12 protein-coding genes are annotated in these 20,022 nt (G+C 51.3%); 9 read left to right on the top strand and 3 right to left on the bottom strand.

Going from position 1 to position 20,022, the window contains the following annotated elements; genetic code table 11:
• The 7 genes from PJDR2_RS23835 (at position 1) to PJDR2_RS23805 (ending at position 11,564) form a co-directional block, all read left to right on the top strand.
• The gene (locus tag PJDR2_RS23835; RefSeq protein ID WP_015846287.1) at positions 1–1,779 is read left to right on the top strand and encodes a sensor histidine kinase; all 1,779 of its coding nucleotides are present in this window, start codon (positions 1–3) and stop codon (positions 1,777–1,779) included.
• The gene (locus PJDR2_RS23830; RefSeq protein ID WP_015846286.1) at positions 1,776–3,335 is read left to right on the top strand and encodes a response regulator; all 1,560 of its coding nucleotides are present in this window, start codon (positions 1,776–1,778) and stop codon (positions 3,333–3,335) included. Before PJDR2_RS23835 ends, PJDR2_RS23830 begins: the two co-directional genes overlap by 4 nt.
• A 205-nt stretch (positions 3,336–3,540) precedes the next feature.
• Positions 3,541–4,461: an ABC transporter permease gene (locus PJDR2_RS23825; protein WP_015846285.1), complete on the top strand. Its 921-nt coding sequence runs from the start codon at positions 3,541–3,543 to the stop codon at positions 4,459–4,461.
• 85 nt (positions 4,462–4,546) lie between these two features.
• A complete protein-coding gene (locus PJDR2_RS23820; protein WP_015846284.1) occupies positions 4,547–5,464 on the top strand; it encodes a carbohydrate ABC transporter permease in 918 nt (305 codons plus the stop codon).
• A 58-nt stretch (positions 5,465–5,522) separates the two neighbouring features.
• On the top strand, positions 5,523–7,106 hold the full coding sequence (locus PJDR2_RS23815; RefSeq protein WP_015846283.1) for a DUF3502 domain-containing protein: 1,584 nt from the start codon (positions 5,523–5,525) through the stop codon (positions 7,104–7,106).
• Between the two features lie 271 nt (positions 7,107–7,377).
• Positions 7,378–10,812 carry a glycosyl hydrolase 53 family protein gene (locus tag PJDR2_RS32100; protein ID WP_015846282.1) on the top strand — a complete coding sequence of 1,145 codons (3,435 nt, stop codon included), beginning with the start codon at positions 7,378–7,380 and terminating at the stop codon, positions 10,810–10,812.
• A gap of 23 nt (positions 10,813–10,835) precedes the next feature.
• Positions 10,836–11,564: a sulfite exporter TauE/SafE family protein gene (locus tag PJDR2_RS23805; protein WP_015846281.1), complete on the top strand. Its 729-nt coding sequence runs from the start codon at positions 10,836–10,838 to the stop codon at positions 11,562–11,564.
• A gap of 53 nt (positions 11,565–11,617) precedes the next feature.
• Here the strand turns inward: PJDR2_RS23805 and PJDR2_RS23800 are convergent, their stop codons facing one another.
• Positions 11,618–12,436 carry a GGDEF domain-containing protein gene (locus tag PJDR2_RS23800; RefSeq protein ID WP_015846280.1) on the bottom strand — a complete coding sequence of 273 codons (819 nt, stop codon included), beginning with the start codon at positions 12,434–12,436 and terminating at the stop codon, positions 11,618–11,620.
• A gap of 247 nt (positions 12,437–12,683) precedes the next feature.
• On the opposite strand from PJDR2_RS23800, the gene PJDR2_RS23795 reads away from it, so the two are divergent.
• Together PJDR2_RS23795 and PJDR2_RS23790 are read left to right on the top strand one after the other, a co-directional pair.
• The gene (locus PJDR2_RS23795; RefSeq protein WP_015846279.1) at positions 12,684–14,195 is read left to right on the top strand and encodes an alpha-N-arabinofuranosidase; all 1,512 of its coding nucleotides are present in this window, start codon (positions 12,684–12,686) and stop codon (positions 14,193–14,195) included.
• 17 nt (positions 14,196–14,212) lie between these two features.
• Positions 14,213–15,130: an ArsR/SmtB family transcription factor gene (locus tag PJDR2_RS23790; RefSeq protein ID WP_015846278.1), complete on the top strand. Its 918-nt coding sequence runs from the start codon at positions 14,213–14,215 to the stop codon at positions 15,128–15,130.
• A gap of 526 nt (positions 15,131–15,656) precedes the next feature.
• Here the strand turns inward: PJDR2_RS23790 and odhB are convergent.
• Both odhB and PJDR2_RS23780 read right to left on the bottom strand, forming a co-directional pair.
• Entirely contained in the window at positions 15,657–16,883 is a 1,227-nt protein-coding gene (odhB, locus tag PJDR2_RS23785) for a 2-oxoglutarate dehydrogenase complex dihydrolipoyllysine-residue succinyltransferase (protein WP_015846277.1), read from the bottom strand.
• A 6-nt stretch (positions 16,884–16,889) separates the two neighbouring features.
• Entirely contained in the window at positions 16,890–19,772 is a 2,883-nt protein-coding gene (locus tag PJDR2_RS23780; protein ID WP_015846276.1) for a 2-oxoglutarate dehydrogenase E1 component, read from the bottom strand.
• Positions 19,773–20,022: the final 250 nt, after the last annotated feature.

The following is a 20,022-nucleotide window of genomic DNA, read 5'->3' as shown; positions in this document are numbered from 1 at the left end:
ATGGAGAAGCGGATGAGAACCTTCATGCCGTTTACGTATAAAATGATGATTTCCTACCTGCTGCTGGTCTTGGTTACGGACGCGGTTATCGGCTATTTCTCGTATACGATGCTGGTGCAATCCCGTACGGAAATGGCAGAGACAAACATTAAGACGGCAATGGAGCAGACGGAAAATAATCTGAGCTACCAGCTGGACGAGATTCAGCGGATGTCCGATACGCTGTTCGGGAGCTTATCCTTTCAACGGGCGCTGCAGAAGAAAGGCGATCCTCTCCAGACGTATCTGACGATGCTGGATGAGATCGTGCCTCAGATCCAGGCACCGCTCCACTTGTACGGCAATCATATCCGGCTCCTTGTCTATACGACAAACGGCTATTTGAACGAGGTTGACGGAGACAGCATGTATGAGGAGATTAAGGACAGCGATTATTACATTTTGCCGTACAGCGAGATCACGAATAAGTCTTGGTTTAATGCCATCCAAGATTCGGACAAGGATAATATTTGGCTGCAGGTCGACACGGACCGAACCCTCAATAATATTTCTCATTTCCGGAAGCTGGTCTCTTACAACGATTATAAGACGATTATCGGCTACGTCCGGATTACGACGCGGCTGGATGATTTGCTTGGGGATTTTAAAGCGTTTCCAACCGAGGAGGGGCTTATTCTACGTCTGGTGGATACGAGCCGCGATACGGTTCTCTATCAACGGGGAGACGATGGGGATACGGACGGGAAAGCTGCTGCAGGCACGATGCCCGAAGAGGATAACGGCACTTATCTCGTTATGCAAAATAAGATTCCGAATACCAGCTTTGAGATTGAGACACTGGTTCCGAACGAGTATCTGAGAAAGGATGCCGGCAAGCTGGGGAGCGTTATTTTCTACGTATGCCTGATCAGTTTCCTTGTGATGTCGCTTATCGGGTTCCTCGTAGCCAGATTGTCCGGACGAAAAATGAGACGTATCGTTACGTTCCTCCGTTCCTTCCAGCAGGGCAGCTTCCAGAAGCGTCTTCGCTTCAGCGGCAATGACGAATTTGTTCATATTGCCGGAGCCTTTAACGATATGGCGGAGAACATTCAGGATCTGATCAAGAAGGTATACGTGGAAGGCATTCAGAAAAAGCAGGCGGAGCTCGAAGCGCTGCAGGCGCAGATTAATCCGCATTTCCTGTATAACACCTTGTCGACGATAGGCAGCCTTGCGAACTTGTCGGAGACGGAGAAGGTGACGGGAATGGTTGAAGGACTCGCCAAGTTTTACCGGCTTTCGCTGAACGATGGCCAAGTCTTTATCCCGCTGGCGAAGGAATTGGAGCAGGTAGAAGCTTATCTGGACATCCAGCGTATAAAATACGCGGGGAAATTTGATGTCCATATCGATATGGAGCGGGAACTGGCGGACTGCAAGGTGATTAAGCTGATCCTGCAGCCTTTTGTGGAAAATATTTTCAAGCATGCCTGGTTTGGCAGTCACATCGCGATCCGGATCAGCGGCAGAGCGATAGGGAATAAAGTGGAGTTGAAGGTCATTGACACCGGGATCGGGATGAAGCCGGATGCTTTGAAGGCCGTAATGGCACAGCCGGGACAGTCGGGCGGATACGGCATCCGCAACGTGGATGACCGCATCAAGCTGCGGTATGGCGACGAGTACGGCATTGAGATCGGAAGCGTGTTTGGCGGCGGGACGACCGTGCGGATCCTGCTGCCGATAGACCGGCAGGGCAACGTGGACGAGGAAGAGCAAAGGAGACAGCTGGCATGATTACAGTATTACTAGTAGATGACGAAGCGGTAGATCTGGAATGGATGCGGCGCAGGGTAACGGGCAGCCCGCTGCCCTTGCAGGTGGTAGGTACGGCAAGCAGCGGTTTTGAAGCTCTGAAGCTGATGGAGAATGAGCGGATTGATGTCATTTTGTCCGATATTCGGATGCCCATTATGTCGGGAACGGAGTTCGCGCGGAAGGCGAAAGAGCGGAACCCGCATGTGCAGGTTGTATTTATCAGCGGACATGAGGACTTTCAATATGCGAAGGAAGCGATTCAGATGAACGCTTCGGGCTATTTGCTGAAGCCGGTCAAAGACCAGGAGCTGCATGACATGCTGGAAACGGTCTATAAGCAGGTGGAGAGCGAGCGGAAGCGCCATTCGATCGTAACGGAAGCCTTGTCGCTGGTTAATAGGGAGCTTATGCTTAAATGGCTGGGCGATACGGCAGAAGAGCATGAGCGGGAGCATATCGCTCCGTTTCTGAACTCGCTCCTTCAATACGGGGCAGCGGCGGCGGTTGTCGAGATCGATGACGTAGAGTGGAAAATTCCCGAGCAGGAGCGGCGCAGCCAAATCCGCAGCATATCCTCCTTTATCGAGCAGTTCGTCGGCGACCATGACGGAGGTACGGTACTAGTCAGCCTTGATCAGCGGATTGTTATTCTATCGCCGATCTCCGATGACCGGTTTAACGCCATGCTGGAGGAGCTGGTTGGCGAAGTCCGTCAGAGCTTCCCCGTAACGATTACGGCAGGAGCGGGCGGCTCCGCAAGAAATACGGATGAACTCCGGGTATCTTACCGGCAGGCGCAGGCGGCCCTTAGCGCGAAATGGCTGCTTGGCAAGAACCGGCTGATCAAGGATATTTCCGGTACGGCACGAGAGGACAAGCTGGAGCCGAATGTCGAGGAGAACGTGGAGCAGATGCTGGCCGCAATCCTCGATTATGACTTGGTATCGATAGACGACCGGCTGCTCAAGCTGTTCGACAAGAACGAAAGCGTATCCCAGAAGCAATATGCGTACGACCTGATTATCCGGGTAACCTCGAAGCTGCATGCCGATCTGCTGCAGCGGAACGAGAATCTTTACGAGCTGCTGAAATGGGATGCGCAGAAGGCGGCCGTTCTATTCCAGTTCGAGACGATAGACGATATCCTGTCCTGGCTGCGCAGAAGGTTTTTCGAGCTGTCGGAGCTGCTGTACGTAAAGCGCCAGAAGCAGAAGCGCAAGCTGTTCGACAACATTATGGCGTTTGTGGACGAGCGGCTGGAACAGAAGATTACGCTGAAGGAAGTAGCGGCGCATTTTGATTTTACTCCTAATTATTTGGGCACCTTGTTCAAGGAAGAGACCGGCACCTTATTCAGTGATTGGCTGAATGAACGTCGCATGGACCGTGTCCGGGAGCTCCTTGCGGATCCTTGTCTGAAGGTATACGAAATAGCGGAGCGGGTCGGCTACAAGAATATTATTTATTTCAACCGGCAGTTCAAGCAGTTTACCGGCATGACACCGGGCGAATACCGAAAGAAGCATAAAATCTAGCCCGTTTGACCTTCATTGATAAGCCTGCGGCTGTTTTTCCAAGCCTGCAGGCTTTTGTTTTTTTCCGATCCGTATAAACTAAACTTTCTGGCCGAAATCGTAGATTAAGTATTACTTTTTGTAGTTTGGCTTAATTTTGGAGGGGCAGCGCGGTTTATATAATTAACCTATAAGACAGAGAGATTATACAGGAGGAGAAAAACGAATGATGCGACGCGGATTTTGGGGTTATGCCCTTCAGAACAAGACGCTGCTGCTCATGCTGGCGCCGGCGGTATTCTTTTTTATACTGTTCGCTTATGTACCGATGGCCGGCATTGTGCTTGCATTCAAACAATACAACAACACGGGCGGCATATTCGGAAGTCCGTGGAACGGAATCAGCAACTTCCGCTTTTTCTTCGAATCGGGCAATGCCTGGATGGTAACGAGAAATACGGCGCTTTATAATATCGCCTTTATCATCGTGAACAACGTGCTGCAGATTGCGGCGGCGATATTCCTGTTTGAAGCGGTGGGCAAATGGTTCCGCAAGTTAACCCAGACGATGCTGTTCCTGCCTTACTTTATCTCGTGGGTTGTCGTAGGCGCTATTGCTTACAACCTGTTCAACTATGACGTGGGTACGCTGAACGTGCTGCTGAAGGCAGTAGGCATGCAGCCGGTTGATATTTACAACACGCCTTCTTATTGGCCGGTCATTCTCGTGCTCGTATCCGCTTGGAAAACGCTTGGCTACGGCTCGGTCATGTATCTGGCGGCCATCACGGGGATCGACAACGAGATGTATGAAGCGGCAGAAATTGACGGAGCAAACGTGTTCCAGCGGATCTGGCGAATTACGCTGCCGAATCTGTTCCCAACCGTGATCATTCTGGTCCTGCTCGCCGTCGGCAATATTTTCAGAGGAGATTTCGGGATGTTCTACAACATGGTCGGCAACAACGGCCTCTTGTTCTCCTCAACCGATGTTATCGATACCTTCGTCTTCCGGTCGCTGACGACCTCGAACGAAATCGGCTTATCGGCTGCTGCAGGCTTCTATCAATCCGTGCTTGGCTTTGCAACGATCTTGCTGGCTAACTATGCGGTACGCAAATACGACAAAGATCATGCTTTGTTCTAAAGTTAACGCTTACGAAGCAAAGAATTATCACAAATAGAAGATAGAAGGCTATTTGTGTGACAATTCTTTTTAGGAGGGATTATAGATGAGTGCAATTGCCCAAACGGGGAAAAGCGGGGTTAAACATCAGGCGGATATCATTCTGCTAAGAGTCATCGGTTACATCTTTATATCGCTCTTGGCTGTCATCTGCTTCATACCTTTCCTGCTTGTTATATCATCCTCATTATCGCAGGAAAGCTCCATTGTGGAGAAAGGTTATCAGCTCATACCGGCCGTATGGTCCACCGAGGCCTACAGCGTGCTGTTCAAATATCCGGAGCAGATGCTTCGGGCGTATGGGGTCACCATTGCGGTGACGGCAATCGGGACGCTGGTCGGATTATTCGTAACCGCGATGACGGCTTACGTCCTTCAGCGCAAAGACTTCAGATGGCGCAACCAGTTTGCTTTCTTCTTCTTCTTTACGACATTGTTCAGCGGGGGTCTTGTTCCATGGTATATGCTGATCGTTACGTATCTGGATCTGAAAGACAAATTGATCGTCCTTATTCTCCCGATGCTGCTGAACGTGTTCTATATTATCGTCATGAAGACGTTCATGAGCAGCATTCCGGAGGCGATTACCGAATCGGCCAAGATCGACGGCGCAGGGGACTTCCGCATTTTCGTCCAGCTGATCCTGCCCCTGTCCAAGCCTGTACTTGCCACCATCGGTTTGTTCATCGCTTTGGCTTACTGGAATGACTGGTACAACGCGCTTCTATTTGTGAGCGACGAGAAGCTGATGCCGCTTCAGTATTATCTGTACAAAATGCTTGGCAACATGGATGGCATGCGCAAAGCGATGGTTGCCTCGGGAGCTGTCGTTACGACCAACATCCCGACGGAAAGCCTGAAGATGGCGATGACGATTGTCGCAACCGGGCCAATCCTGCTCGCTTATCCGTTCATTCAGCGTTATTTCGTGCAAGGTCTTACGCTTGGCGCAGTAAAAGGTTAGGATGACCTCAGGGTGACCTGGTTATCATAGATGACTACCATTATTTAGGGGGATACACATGCGAAACAAAAAAACGGTCATGATGCTGGCAGCAACGTTTGCCCTATCTGCTACGGTTCTGGGAGCATGCGGCAGCAACAATGGTAATAACGGCGGAAAAAATGCGGAAGCGACAGAGTCGCCTGCTGCGGAATCGCAGTCTCCTGCGGCATCGGCTGATGCCGGCGCGGTTGACACCTCGCAAGAGCTAAAGATCAAAATGCTGATGGTTGGCGGCAAACCGGTTGATTATGACGCGGTATTCGCGGAGATCAACAAAAAGCTGAAAGAAAAGGTTAACGCAACCATTGATGCCGAGTTCCTCGACTGGGCGGACTGGACGCAGAAATACCCGCTAAAATTCGCGGCAAACGAAGATTTCGATATTGCTTATACAGCTAACTGGGCGTTCTACAATGACCAGGCACTCAAGGGCGGCTTCATGGAGCTGACCGACGATATGCTGAACAAGTTTATGCCGCAAACGATGAAGGCTATGCCTGCTGTAGCTTGGGAACAGTCGAAGGTGAACGGCAAGCAGTTCATGGTACCGAACAACAATCCGGAAGTAACGGACAAAGCGGTATTGATCCGCGAAGATCTGCGCAAGAAATATAACCTGGAGCCGGTTAACAGCCCTGAGACTTACGCGGCTTACCTGAAGGCGATTGCGGCTAACGAAAAAGGCATCAACGGCTTTAACGCCAAAGGCGCCGACGGCTGGAAATGGCATGAGCTTGACCAAATCCTGCTCGAGCAGGCGAATGATTTCAACCTGGTCGACTACAGCATGCCGCTTGCTTACAAGCTGGACGATGCAACAGGCAAAGTATTCAACATTTACGACACGCCGGAATTCAAATCCCTTCTTGCTTATTATAAAGATCTGGCTGACAACGGCGCTTGGTCCAAAAACATCGTATCCAACAAAAACGACGTATGGCAGGATATTAAAGCCGGCAAAACCGCTTCTTACGCTCAAAACCTGGGTACGGTAGCGATGAACCTGGCTGAACTGAAACGCGAGCAGCCGGATGTTGAGCTGGCCATTGCGGATCTGACGCCTAACAGCAAGAAAATCGCGGCAATCTCGACGCAAAACGGCTTTGCAATCCATGCGACATCGAAGAAAGCGGATCGTTCGCTGATGGTGCTTGACCTGCTGCAGAACGATAAAGAAATCCATGACCTGTTCATGTACGGCATTGCGGGCACAAACTATGAGCCTGTGGGCGATGACAAGTTTAACGCTTTGCCTGGCACGCCGAACTACACAGGCTTCTCCAACTGGGGTTCTAACTCCCCGCTGAATCGTAAAGACGCTTCGTACCCGGCAGAAGCAGACGCGATTGCTACGGATTGGGAGAAGAAGGTTTACCACTTCAAGCTTGAGACCTTCGTATTCAACGATGCTAACGTGAAGAACGAAGTAGCTAACGTAGGCAACGTGATGCTCCGTTACGCGATTCCGCTCGAGTACGGCCTGATCAAGGACATCGACAAAGGCCAAGCGGATCTGATCGCGCAGTTGAAAGCTGCAGGTATCGAGAAGGTTCAGAAAGAGCTGCAAACTCAGATCGATGCATTTTTGGCGGCTCAATAAGGGGAGACGATTGTCTCTCCGCCTTGGGAAAAGGATTTGTTAGAGAAAGGTGGGGCGTGCAGGAACGGGGTATCCCCTTCGGCCACGGTTGTCTGCAGGAAATTTCAATTTACTCTCCAAAGGAGACTTCCTGTAGACAAAGGCGGACGCTAACGCTCCTCAGGGGACACCCCTTTTCCTTTCGCCAACTATTCTCTGATGAACCATTTTCTCAGCTTTGGAGGAGACAAAAGTCTCCTCCTTTTTAAAACCCAAAAAGGGAGGAAAATTAATGAAACGAATGGTGAGAAGAAGCATTCTTTTATTTTTCACATTTACGTTAGCGCTTACATCGATGCTGGCCGTTGGGCCGGTGAAGAAAGCGGAGGCGGCGGAGAACAATTTGTCCGATCCCGATACGTTTATTAAAGGCGTCGATATTTCGACTTTGCAGGCGCTCGAGGATAAGAATGTGAAGTTTTATGATGGAGGAATCCAGCAGGATCTGCTGACCATCATGAAAAATCATGGCGTCAATTATGTCCGTCTACGCCTCTGGAATGATCCGGTGCAGGCGGATGGCTACAATGACAAGGCTCATGTGCTAGCCATGGCGGAGCGGGTGAAGGCGGCAGGAATGAAGCTGCTTCTTGATTTCCATTATTCCGACTTCTGGGCGGATCCGGGACAGCAGGTGAAGCCGGCGGCATGGAAGGATCTCAGCTTTGCGGATCTGAAGACAGCTGTTTATGATTATACGGCAGATGTCATGAGCGAGCTGGCGGACGCGGATGCTTATCCGGACATGGTGCAGATCGGCAATGAAATTAACAGCGGCATGCTGCTGCCCGACGGATCGACCAGCAACATGGATAATCTTGCCGGGTTGATCAGCGAAGGCGTTAAAGCGGTGCGGGACACCACGCCAAACGGTCAAACGACGCAAATCATGCTGCATTTGGCGGAAGGCGGCAATAACAGCAAGTTCCGCAGTTTTTTTGACGCAATGGAAGCGCGAAATGTAGATTATGACGTCATCGGCATGTCCTATTATCCGTTCTGGCACGGGACGTTCCAGCAGCTGAAATCCAATATGGACGATATCGCCGCAAGATACGGCAAGCCGATTGTTGTAGCGGAAACGTCGTATGCCAATACGCTTGAGAATGGCGATGACCATCCCAATACGGTTGGCGAGAACGAGACCAAGCTGGTTGGCTTTGAAGCATCCGTGGCGAATCAGAAGCTTGTCACCGAGACGGTGCTGAATACAGTTGCCCATGTGCAAGGCGGACTTGGTCTTGGCGTATTTTACTGGGAGCCGACTTGGCTGCCGGGGGTAGGCTGGAAGCAAGGCGAAGGCAATGCATGGGAAAATCAGGCGATGTTTGATTATAGCGGCAATGCGCTTGACTCTCTTAACGCATTCCAATATGTACCGGGCAGCATCGCAAGCGTAGATCCGATTCTCGTTTATCCGGCGACACCTGTTACGATTGCAACGGGAGATGCCTTGTCTCTGCCGGCAGAGACAAAGGTGCTTTATAACGAAGGGACCATCACGGCGGCACCGGTTGAATGGGAGGAATATAACCCGGAGCTGTTGAGTATGCCGGGAACGTTTACGGTTCAAGGGAATGTGGCGGGCACCAATCTTCGCACCTCGGTAGAAGTGACAGTGACGGGAAGTCCGAACCTGTTGAGTAATGGCGGATTTGAGAGCGGTACGCTGGCGGATTGGACGGTTACCGGGGATACGGGAGCGGTGAAAATCGAGCATAACGCGGGTAATGCGAAAGCCGGCGAATACGCTCTGAATTATTGGTCGGGCTCGGCCTTTGCCTATCAGGTATCGCAGACGGTAACGGGGCTTGAGAACGGAACGTATGAGCTTCGCGGTTATGCTTCCGGCGGAGAATATGCGGACCAGACCATCTCTCTCACGGCTGAGACCAGCGGCCAGGCGTACAGCACTCCGGTAACGAATGCCGGATACAACGTCTGGAAGCCATACACGATTGGGGAGATTCAAGTTACGGACGGCCAGGTAAAGGTCGGTATTCACGTGAACGGACCGGCAGGAGCATGGGGGTATTTTGACAAGCTTGAGCTGGTGAAGGTGGAAGCGGCAGAGGTTAACGTCGTGCAAAATCCGGGCTTCGAGAGCGGCGCTCTTGTGCCATGGACGGTTACCGGGGATACCGGTGCGGTTAAGGTTGAGCATAATGCGGCAAATGCCAAAACCGGAGAATACGCGCTTAATTATTGGCTGGGCACAGCATTTAAGTATACGGTTACGCAGTCTTTCGAGAATCTCGAGAACGGAATTTACGAGCTCCGCGCATCGGCTTCCGGCGGCGTCTACGACGAGCAGAAGATAAGCTTGTTCGCCAAATCCGGCGGGTTGACGTACAGCACCGATGTTGTGAATACCGGCTGGAACGATTGGCATTCTTACAAGGTCAGCACCATTGCAGTTCGTGACGGCAAAGCATCCATTGGTTTTGATGTGGATGCTCCAGCTGGTGCATGGGGCTACATGGACGATATTGCGCTGGCGAGAGTAGGAGATCTGCCTTCCGGCGGCGATAATAACGGCAACGGCGGGGGATCAAGCAATAACATGAACGGCGTTGCTACCGTTACTTCCTCCCAATTGGCTTCGGACGGCAAGGGCGGTTATACGGTAGAGTTGCCGACGGGAACAACGCAGGCCGTTTTACCATCCGGCCTGTATGATCAATTAAAGAAAGGGCCTGTTACCTTGTCTGCCGGAGACCTGTCCCTGACGATTCCTTCGGCGGTCGTAACCGAGCTGCTTGGCAAGCTGAAGACGGAGGCGGGCAGCAAGATTACTTTAAGCCTCGTGCCAGTTACAGGGGAGGATGCGGATAAAATGCTTGCCGGCACCGGCGCGGATGTCCGAGCGCTTGCCACCGTTTATAACTTCGGGTTGTCGGTAACCGATGCGGCCGGCAATGTGGAGAAGCTGGCCAAGTTCAGCAGTCCGTTAACTCTTCGCATGAAGGCTTCGCAAAGCGGGAACGCGGAATTGACGGGCATCTATTATATCGCTGAAGACGGATTCATCCATTATGTTGGCGGGCAATTCGCAAATGGCGTATGGCAGGCAGAGGTTACGCATTTCAGCAGTTATGGTTTGCTTGAGGTGAAAAAATCCTATACGGATGTGCCTTCCGCGCATTGGGCAGCGCTTGCTATCGAATCCCTTTCGGCGAAGCAGATTATTAACGGAACAGCTGCCGCAAGCTTTGAACCGGAGCGCGCGATCAGCCGTGCCGAGTTCACTGCGATTCTGGTTCGGACCTTAAAGCTTACCGGAACCGGCGGTCAAGCCACGCGCTTCAGCGATGTACCGGCGGGCGTCTGGTATGCCGAAGCTGTATCCGCGGCTTATGAAGCGGGTCTTGTGAAAGGCCGTTCGGCCGAGTTGTTTGTACCAGACGGCTCGATTACACGTCAGGAAATGGCCGTTATGCTGGCCAAAGCTTATGAAATTTCTCATGAAGGAGTGTCTGCTTCCTCTATTGCTCACGCGGAACTTCCGTTCCTGGACAAATCGTCAATTGCGGATTGGGCTATGCCTTCTGTACAATGGGCTTATGAGCAAGGGCTGTTGAAAGGACGCAGCGGTGACCGGTTTGCCCCGGCAGCATCGATGACACGCGCGGAGGCGGCAGAAGTAATTTATCGCTTGCTTAAATAGAATCAGGAGTAATTAATTTCGTTATGCATCTTGATGAACTGGTATTTGTTTTTATGATTGTCCTGCTTGCAGGCTTTGTGCAGGGCTTGACGAGTTTTGGATTTGCCCTGATCTCCATGCCGCTGCTAGTGAAGCTGATGCCGATGCAGCAGGCTGTCCCGGTCGTTGTTGTTTTAAGTCTCTTAACCAACATTGCCGTGCTGTACAGCAGCCGGAAGCATATCCGGATCAGGCAGATTTGGCCGCTTCTGGCCGCTAGCCTGCTGGCGGCACCGCTTGGAACCTATGCCTTGCTGTATGTTCCGGCGAATGCGCTGAAGCTTGGGGCAGGCCTGCTTGTCGCCGTCGTATCCATCCTGATGCTAAGCGGAAAAAGCTTTCCGCTTGGACGGCTGGCTTATATGCCGGTTGGTGCGGTAAGCGGCTTTTTGAACGGAAGCATCTCGATGAGCGGACCTCCGGTGGCGCTGTTTTTAACCAACCAAGGCCTCGACAAGATGACCTTCCGGGCGAACATTACGGCTTACGCCCTAATCCTGAATATCATTACGATAGGGACGTATATGTACGAAGGACTGCTTAACGAGACGTCTATGAAGACGGTTGGCTGGGCGGTTCCGGCGCTTATTATCGGGGTTATTATCGGGATCAAGGCGGTTGGACGGCTGAATGACAAGCTGTTCAAAACAATCGCGCTTTGGCTGATCCTGATTACCGGGTTATGGACAGCGGTGGGTGGACTCATCGGCTAGCGGCAAAATAAAAAACCTTGAAGGTGTGGCGCCTAAGTACGGCGCTTCTGCCTTCAAGGTTTTTTTCTTGACTGCTTCATTTGATACATCGCTTGGTCTGCATCCGTAATCAGCTGCTTGAGACTGGCGTACCGGTCTTGAATGGAGCTAATGCCAATGCTGGCAGATAAGCTGATGGGCTTGCCTAGAACAAGAAACGGATCCAGGAAAGCGGCATTGATCTTGTCATGTACCGTCCGAACGCCGTTATCCTCGCTTAAGTTCTGGAAGCAGATAATAAATTCATCGCCCCCGTACCTGACGATCCGGTCACTGTGCCGGATTTGCTGCTTCAGGCGTTTGGCGATTTCTACCAGCAGCAAGTCTCCAAACTCATGGCCGAATTGATCGTTAATCTGCTTGAAGTCATTCAGATCGATAAACATGACCCCTAGAGGTACCTCTGCGTTCCGCTCAAACAACTCGTCTAAAAACCTTCGATTGTACAACCCGGTTAAGCTGTCGGTAACGGTCGCGAACTCCAAATCTATCGTGTAACCAAGCAATGCGGTCATGGAATTCAGAAACGACTGCTCCTCTTCGCTGAGGGACAAGGGATCCCGGTCAACTAGATAAAGAGCGCCGTGAACGACGCAATCGCTTGTTGATATCGGAACTATATAGTGGGAACGTTGTCCAATGATTACACTGATGTCGGATTGAAAATTCATTCCGCTTTGCACGAGGGGGTCTCTGCGGTTGTAAGCACCTACGATCCGGTGGCTCGATCCTTCCTGAACCGCAATAAAGAGAGTGTCGACATGAAGAAACGAGGTCAAAAGCTGTAGGACATGTCCGGCTGCATCGTCGAATGAGCGAATTTTGCTGGGCATTGCGTATTTCATCTCCTGCAAGAATGGCGAACCATATCGAAAAATTACCTTCTGATTCCAGTTTAGTCGAAACCGGCTGCAGACTCAACAAAGAACTTCTTAATAATGGGTATTTTAGGTTTAAACTATTATAAGTGATTAATAAATGTATTAATTCAAATACATAAGAATTCGTTATTGAATTATTTCATTGTCTGATGTTTAATAAAGATATTGATTTATACATTTATCACGAGGTGATTCTTTAATGACGAACCGTGCCAAGATGATCGTTGACAAAGATTTTATCGTAGGTGAAGTAGATAAACGAATTTATGGTTCCTTTATTGAGCATTTGGGACGTGCGGTATACGGCGGTATTTATGAGCCAGATCATCCGTCTGCAGACGAACAGGGCTTCCGTTCGGACGTGCTTGAGCTTGTAAAAGGATTAGACGTACCTATCGTGCGTTACCCTGGCGGCAATTTTGTATCCGGTTACAACTGGGAGGACGGTATTGGTCCTCTCGCGGACCGTCCAAAACGACTTGAGCTGGCATGGCGGACAATCGAGCCTAACCTGGTAGGCTTTAATGAGTTTGTGGATTGGTGCAAAAAAGCAAACACCGAAGCGATGATGGCCGTTAACCTCGGTACCCGCGGACCGGAAGAAGCCCGGAATCTGATCGAGTACTCCAACCATGCTTCGGGATCGTACTGGTCGGATCTTCGCATTAAGCATGGCTACAAGGATCCGCATAATATCAAAACCTGGTGCCTGGGCAACGAGATGGACGGTCCATGGCAGATCGGAGCAAAGACGGCAGTCGAGTACGGCCGAATCGCGAACGAGACCGCGAAGGTGATGCGCTGGGTAGATCCAACCATTGAGCTTGTTGCCTGCGGCAGTTCGGCGCTTGGCATGCCGACTTTCCCGGAGTGGGAAGCTACGGTGCTTGATCTGACGTACGATAACGTTGATTACCTCTCGCTGCATCAGTATTATGGGAATAGAGACAAGGACACCGCCAACTTCCTGGCGCAATCGATGGGGATGGATTCTTTCATTCAGACGGTTATTTCGACCGCTGACTATGTGAAAGCGAAGAAGCGGAGCAAGAAAAACATTAATCTTAGCTTTGATGAATGGAATGTATGGTTCCACTCCAACGAGAGCGACCGCAAAATCGAGCCATGGTCCATCGCACCGCCGCAGCTGGAGGATATTTATACGCATGAGGACGCGCTTGTGGTTGGCTGTATGCTGATCAGCCTGCTGAAACGCGCCGACCGGGTGAAAATGGCATGTCTTGCTCAGCTCGTTAACGTTATTGCGCCAATTATGACGGAGAACGGCGGAGCTGCATGGAAGCAATCGATCTATTATCCGTATATGCATGCAAGCTTGTTCGGCCGCGGCACGGTACTGGTTCCATTGCTTAAATCGGATAAATACGACTCCAAGGATTACACCGATGTTCCTTATGTAGAAGCGGTGGCTGTTCATAACGAAGAGCTTGGAGAAGTAACCGTATTTGCCGTAAACCGTGATCTGGACCAGGCAAGAACGTTCGAAATCGATCTTCGCAGCTTTGGCTCGTTCCGCGTAATCGAGCATATTGTCCTTGAGAATGATGACCTTCAGGCCGTTAATACAGCAGCTAATCCGGACCGCGTGAAGCCTCACGCAAACGGCAATGCCAAGCTTGAGCAAAACGGTACGATTGAAACTTCCCTTGGCAAAGCTTCCTGGAACGTCATTCGCATCAAACTTCAATAAGTAACAGGATGTGAATCATGTTAATCAAAACCGATACAGACCATGCCTGGCTTCCGCTCTACGAAGCGCTGGCAAGTCCTGTACGATTAAATATCCTTGACCTGCTTGCAGCAGCTTCGGAGCCGATGAATGTCAAAGATCTTGCTGCTGCGCTTGGGTTAAGCAGTGCCATCGTGACAATGCATGTCCGCAAGCTGGAGCAAGCGGGGATCATTCAGACAAAGATGGTCAGAAAGCAGGGAGGCACGCATAAAATTTGCGAGATTGCGGCCTCCCGGATTCAGATTGATCTGCCGCAGGCCGGTTTTATCCCGAAGAAGACTCACGAGATCAGCATACCGATCGGTCATTATACGGAGTTTGAAGTACATCCGACCTGCGGCATTGCCACAACGGAGAAGGTTATCGGCCAATTTGACGACGCGAGATACTTCCTTGAGCCTGAGCGGATGAACGCTGGCATCCTGTGGTTCGGCCAAGGGTACGTGGAGTACCGGATTCCGAATTATCTGCTGCCGGGCCAACGTCCCGAGGAGCTGGAGATTGTGCTTGAGATCAGCTCCGAGGCGCCGGGTTACAACGAGAATTGGCCATCGGATATCGTATTTACCCTTAACGGCGTCCGGATCGGCATGTGGACCAGTCCCGGCGATTACGGCGCGATAAAGGGGAAGTATACCCCGTCATGGTGGCAGGATTTCGTTAACCAATACGGTCTGCTCAAGATCATCCGAGTCCAGAAAAACGGCACCTTCATCGATGGGCAGCAAATCTCCGATACCGGAATCGACCAGATTGGCCTGAACCGCAATCAGTGGGTATTCCGCCTCGCCGTCGAAGACAACGCCGCCCATGTCGGCGGCCTGACGTTGTTCGGCAAAGGCTTCGGCAACTACAATCAGGACATGATTTTCCGTGTCCATTACTCGGAGTAGGGGAAGGCTCGCGTGATGGTGTTACTCCAAAAGTAAATGTTCTTGCGATCGCTGTGCTTTTCCGGTTCCCTGAACGAGTTGTATGGGTAGGAACCGGAAAAGCAAGGCGAACGCTCCGCTTCTACAGAACATTTACTTTTTCCGCTCCAAAGTCGCTCGCCCTTTTTTTGGGGGCCGTATGTGGACTGCTGATGACTCAGCAGTCCTTTCTTTATTAGTTGTTCCTGGGCTGTCAGCCAGGAACGATAGGCGGCAGCAAAAAGGGCTGAACCCATGGGCTTTTAGCCTTGGGTTCAGCCCTTTTTTTGGTTGTGTGGCGAGCCGGGGAGGCGCGGAGTAAGTGAATGTTCTTGAAAAGCGTTAGCGCTCGCCTTGGCTTTCGGGTTCCTACCTTGAAACCTCTTATTGAGGGAACCCGAAAGGCACAGCGATTGAAAGAATATTCACTTACGCAGCGACTGCCAACAGCGAGCCACACCACACCACATATAAAAAATAGGCTGTACCCAAGGGTACAGCCCGCATTTTAGCCCTCCAAAAGGAGAGTTTCCGGATCTTCAAGCATTTCTTTTACTTTTACAAGGAAGCGAACCGCTTCTGAGCCGTCAACGATACGGTGATCGTAAGTGAGGGCGATGTACATCATCGGACGGTTCTCCGAACGTTCAGCGTCAATCGCTACCGGACGAAGCTGGATTTTGTGCATACCCAGAATGCCGACTTGCGGAGCGTTCAGGATTGGTGTCGACAAGAGCGATCCGAATGTACCACCGTTAGTGATAGTGAATGTACCGCCTTGCAGCTCATCCAGCGCCAGCGAGTTGTCGCGCGCTTTTTTAGCCAGGGATACGATCGATTTCTCGATTTCCGCGAAGCTCAGGCGGTCCGCGTCGCGAACGACCGGAACAACCAGACCTTCTTTGGCCGATACGGCGATGCCGATATCGTAATATTGTTTGGCGATGATATCGCCGTTGTTGATTTCAGCATTCAAATTAGGGAACTCTTTCAATGCGCCAACAACTGCTTTAGTAAAGAAGGACATGAAGCCAAGACCAACTTCGTGTTTGTCCAGGAACGATTGCTTACGGCGTTTACGAACGTCCATGATCGCTGTCATATCAACTTCGTTGAACGTAGTCAGCATAGCTGCTGTATGCTGTGCTTCAACGAGGCGGTTAGCGATTGTCGCGCGGCGGCGGGACATTTTGGTGCGAGTGAAAGGCTTGTTCGACGTGAATTCCGGTTGAGCCGCTTTTGCAGCTGGCGCCGGTGCTGCTGCAGGAGCAGGAGCCGCAGGGCGAAGCTCAACGCGTCCAAGCGTCGATTGTGCTTCGCTGATGTCGATGCCTTTTTCTCTTGCAAGCTTGCGGGCTGCAGGAGAAGCATTCAGGTGGCTGTCAGCCGCAGGTGCCGGAGCAACGGCTACCGCTGTAGCCGGAGCAGCAGCCGGAGCTGCTGCCGGTGCAGGCGCTGCTTCAGCTGCTGGAGCAGCCGGTGCCGGAGCGGCAGCGCCGCTGCCAGCTCCGATTGTGCCGATAACTTCACCGATTTCAACGGTGTCGCCTTCGTTTTTTGCGATTTCTTGCAGAACGCCGTCTTGCTCAGCGCTGATTTCGATGTTTACTTTGTCTGTTTCAAGCTCAAGAAGCACGTCGCCTTGTTTAACAGCGTCTCCTACTTTAACGACCCATTTGGAGATTGTGCCCTCCGTAATCGATTCACCCATTGCCGGAACTATAATTTGTTGCACGTGAGCTTACCTCCCTGTGTTATATGTCAACGACGGACTATATTTTAAAGTTTGCAATAAAATGTGCTGCTGCTCGAAGCTGTGTACTTGCTGGAAGCCGCTTGCCGTACTCGAGCGCTCTGGACGGCCGATGTAGCTTACGCTTGCAGCGGCTGGCGCGATTTTGCGCAGACGTGGCTCCATGTAGAACCACGAACCCATGTTTTGCGGCTCTTCTTGTACCCAGACGATTTCCTTCAGGTTCGGCAAGCGTTCGATAATCGCTGCGATTTCTTTCTCAGGGAACGGATACAGCTGCTCAACGCGTACGACATGCAGCCAATCCAGCTCTTGATCGCCGTTTTTCTCGATCGCTTCTTCAATATCAATGGCCATTTTGCCAGTCGCGAGAACGAGACGTTCTACGCGGTCTGGCTTAGCGCCAAGACCTTTTTGCTCGATAACCGCTTTGAATGAACCGCTGCTCAGCTCGGAAATTTCCGCAGCTACGCGAGGGTTACGGATCAAGCTCTTCGGTGCCATGATGATCAGCGGACGAGCGGCATCGCTCTCTGTGATCGAAGCTTGGCGGCGAAGCAGGTGGAAGTAGTTCGCTGCGCTGGACAGGTTCACAACCGTCCAGTTCTCTTCAGCGGACAACTGCAGGAAGCGTTCCAGACGAGCGCTGGAGTGCTCCGGACCTTGACCTTCATAACCGTGCGGAAGCATCATGATCAGGCTCGATTTTTGCTGCCATTTTGCACGGCCTGCCGAAATGAACTGATCGATCAATACCTGCGCAACGTTAGTGAAGTCTCCGTACTGCGCTTCCCAGATAACCATTGTTTCCGGAGCGTGTACGTTGTAGCCGTATTCGAATCCGAGTACAGCTGCTTCGGAGAGCGGACTGTTATGAATCGCAAACGATGCTTTCGCTTCCGGCAAATGATGAAGAGGGCAGAACGTGTCGCCAGTCTCGGCATCATGCAGCACCAGGTTGCGGTGTGCGAATGTTGCACGTTCTACGTCTTGGCCGCTGAGGCGGATTGGCTTGCCCTCTGCCAGGATCGTAGCGAACGCAAGCGTCTCGGCATGGCCCCAATCCATTTTCTCGCCGTCGTTTACAGCCGTTGCGCGACGTTCCAAAATACGCTGCAGCTTCGGATAAACCGTAAAGGTCTCCGGCCATTTCAGCAGGTTAGCGTTAATCTCGCGCAGGGTTTCAACCGAGATAGGAGCTACCGCATCGCCAGTTGCCAAATCGTTTGGCAAGCCTTGCGTCTGATGAACCGGCTCTTGGCCTTCGCGGCTCTTCATTTCTTCGTAAGCTGCTTTCAGACGGCCGATAACTTCTTGCTTCAGGCCTTCTGCTTCTTGCTCGGTAATCGCGCCTTCCGCAACCAGTTTATCCGTGAAGACACGGCTTACTGTCGGATGAGCTTTTACCTTTTTATAAATCGTAGGTTGCGTTGTTTCCGGATCGTCCGTTTCGTTGTGACCGTATTTACGGTAGCCAATCAGGTCGATCAGGAAGTCTTTCTTAAACTTCGTACGATATTCGCTTGCCATGCGAGCCGCTGCGATTACCGCGTCTGGATCATCGGCATTGACGTGAACGATCGGAATTTCGTAGCCTTTCGCAACGTCGCTTGCATAATGCGTGGAACGGGAATCATGGCTTTCTGTAGTGAAGCCGATTTTGTTGTTAACGATAATATGAAGCGTACCGCCATGCGAATAGCCGTTAAGCTGCGACAGGTTCATGGTCTCCGCTACGATGCCTTCGCCAGGGAATGCGGCGTCACCGTGCATAATGATCGCTGCGGCGAGATCCGGGTTTTGCTTCGGATAGCCTGGTGCCGTGCGGTCATCCTGTGCAGCGCGCGTGAAGCCTTCGACAACAGGGTTAACGAACTCCAAGTGGCTTGGGTTGTTCGCCAGCGAGATGCGGGTCTTAACCGTTTCGCCTGTACCGATCGAGCGGTTCGCGCCAAGGTGATATTTCACGTCGCCGGTCCAGCCGTAATTGATGCCGATGGAACCTTCGGACGGACTCATTTTTTTGTTGGACGCATGATGGAATTCCGAGAAAATCTTGCTGTACGGCTTGCCAAGCACATGCGCCAGAATGTTCAGGCGTCCGCGGTGAGCCATACCCATCAGAATATGTTTAACGCCGTCATTGGACAGCTCATGAACCATCTCGTCAACGAGGGCCACGAGAACGTCGTTGCCTTCAACAGAGAAGCGTTTTTGGCCGACAAACGTACGTTGCAGGAAATCTTCGAATTGTTCAGCTTCGAACAGCTTCGTCAGAATTTTCTTGCGTTCTTCCGTGTTCAGCTTAGTTGCCGGATTCTGTTTTTCTACGCGTTGCTTCAGCCATACGCGTTCTTCTTCGTTATGAACGTGGCTGAACTCGTACGCGATTGTTCCGGTGTAAGCTTTGCGAAGCTTCTCGATTGCGTCCCAGCCGTTTTTAACGTCAGCAGGTGCTTTCGTCCAGACAAGCTCTGCCGGAAGGGCAGCCAGATCGGCCTCAGTCAGGCCGTATGTTTCAAGTTCCAGCATGTTCGTGCTTACTTTTGGACTGATACCGAGCGGGTCGATATCCGCAGCTAAATGGCCGAAAGCGCGTATGTTCCATACAAGCTTACCAGCCGCTACTAGGTTTTGAAGTACTTTGGCATCGATTGCCGCGCCGCCGGAAGCTTGCGCGGTTACGATTGGTGCTGCCGTTTGCCCGGCGTATTGAGGCGGTTCGCCATATTGCTCGAACAGCTCGCGATACTCGGCTACGACGGATTCAGGGTTTTGTTTAAACAGTTCGTATTGTTCTTGGACATAACCAAGGTTGGGCCCGTAATAAGAAGCCCAGGGATCTTGCTTGCGTAAATTGCCAGATGACATCGACAGATACCTCCGTCTAGGATTTTGAAGTTCAAAGGGACGGAAATTAGAACTTACTTATGCATCCATTATATTATAAACAGGCCTTAAAACTTAAATAACGAATATGTATCATTATTATCTTGAATCTAGATTGATTCGGCTTGGCGGGCGGCATTTTTCATTCTTATTATGCTCATATCGGCAATATCCAACACATCGGCGCCGCAGAAAGCTGATGTTTCCTTTTAAAGCGTATTCATTTTCGAGA

This window comes from Paenibacillus sp. JDR-2, from assembly GCF_000023585.1.
Lineage (GTDB): Bacteria > Bacillota > Bacilli > Paenibacillales > Paenibacillaceae > Pristimantibacillus.
Note: the sequence above shows the minus strand (reverse complement) of the source record. Positions and strands in the feature narration are given on the sequence as shown.

What these genes read in the sequence shown, in the direction of transcription:
- PJDR2_RS23835 (WP_015846287.1), top strand. Translation starts at nt 1, where the DNA reads ATGGAGAAGCGGATGAGAACCTTCATGCCGTTTACGTATAAAATGATG.
- PJDR2_RS23805 (WP_015846281.1), top strand. Translation starts at nt 10,836, where the DNA reads ATGCATCTTGATGAACTGGTATTTGTTTTTATGATTGTCCTGCTTGCA.
- PJDR2_RS23825 (WP_015846285.1), top strand. Translation starts at nt 3,541, where the DNA reads ATGATGCGACGCGGATTTTGGGGTTATGCCCTTCAGAACAAGACGCTG.
- PJDR2_RS23830 (WP_015846286.1), top strand. Translation starts at nt 1,776, where the DNA reads ATGATTACAGTATTACTAGTAGATGACGAAGCGGTAGATCTGGAATGG.
- PJDR2_RS23800 (WP_015846280.1), bottom strand. Translation starts at nt 12,436, where the DNA reads ATGCCCAGCAAAATTCGCTCATTCGACGATGCAGCCGGACATGTCCTA.
- PJDR2_RS23790 (WP_015846278.1), top strand. Translation starts at nt 14,213, where the DNA reads ATGTTAATCAAAACCGATACAGACCATGCCTGGCTTCCGCTCTACGAA.
- PJDR2_RS23780 (WP_015846276.1), bottom strand. Translation starts at nt 19,772, where the DNA reads ATGTCATCTGGCAATTTACGCAAGCAAGATCCCTGGGCTTCTTATTAC.
- PJDR2_RS32100 (WP_015846282.1), top strand. Translation starts at nt 7,378, where the DNA reads ATGAAACGAATGGTGAGAAGAAGCATTCTTTTATTTTTCACATTTACG.
- PJDR2_RS23815 (WP_015846283.1), top strand. Translation starts at nt 5,523, where the DNA reads ATGCGAAACAAAAAAACGGTCATGATGCTGGCAGCAACGTTTGCCCTA.
- PJDR2_RS23820 (WP_015846284.1), top strand. Translation starts at nt 4,547, where the DNA reads ATGAGTGCAATTGCCCAAACGGGGAAAAGCGGGGTTAAACATCAGGCG.
- PJDR2_RS23795 (WP_015846279.1), top strand. Translation starts at nt 12,684, where the DNA reads ATGACGAACCGTGCCAAGATGATCGTTGACAAAGATTTTATCGTAGGT.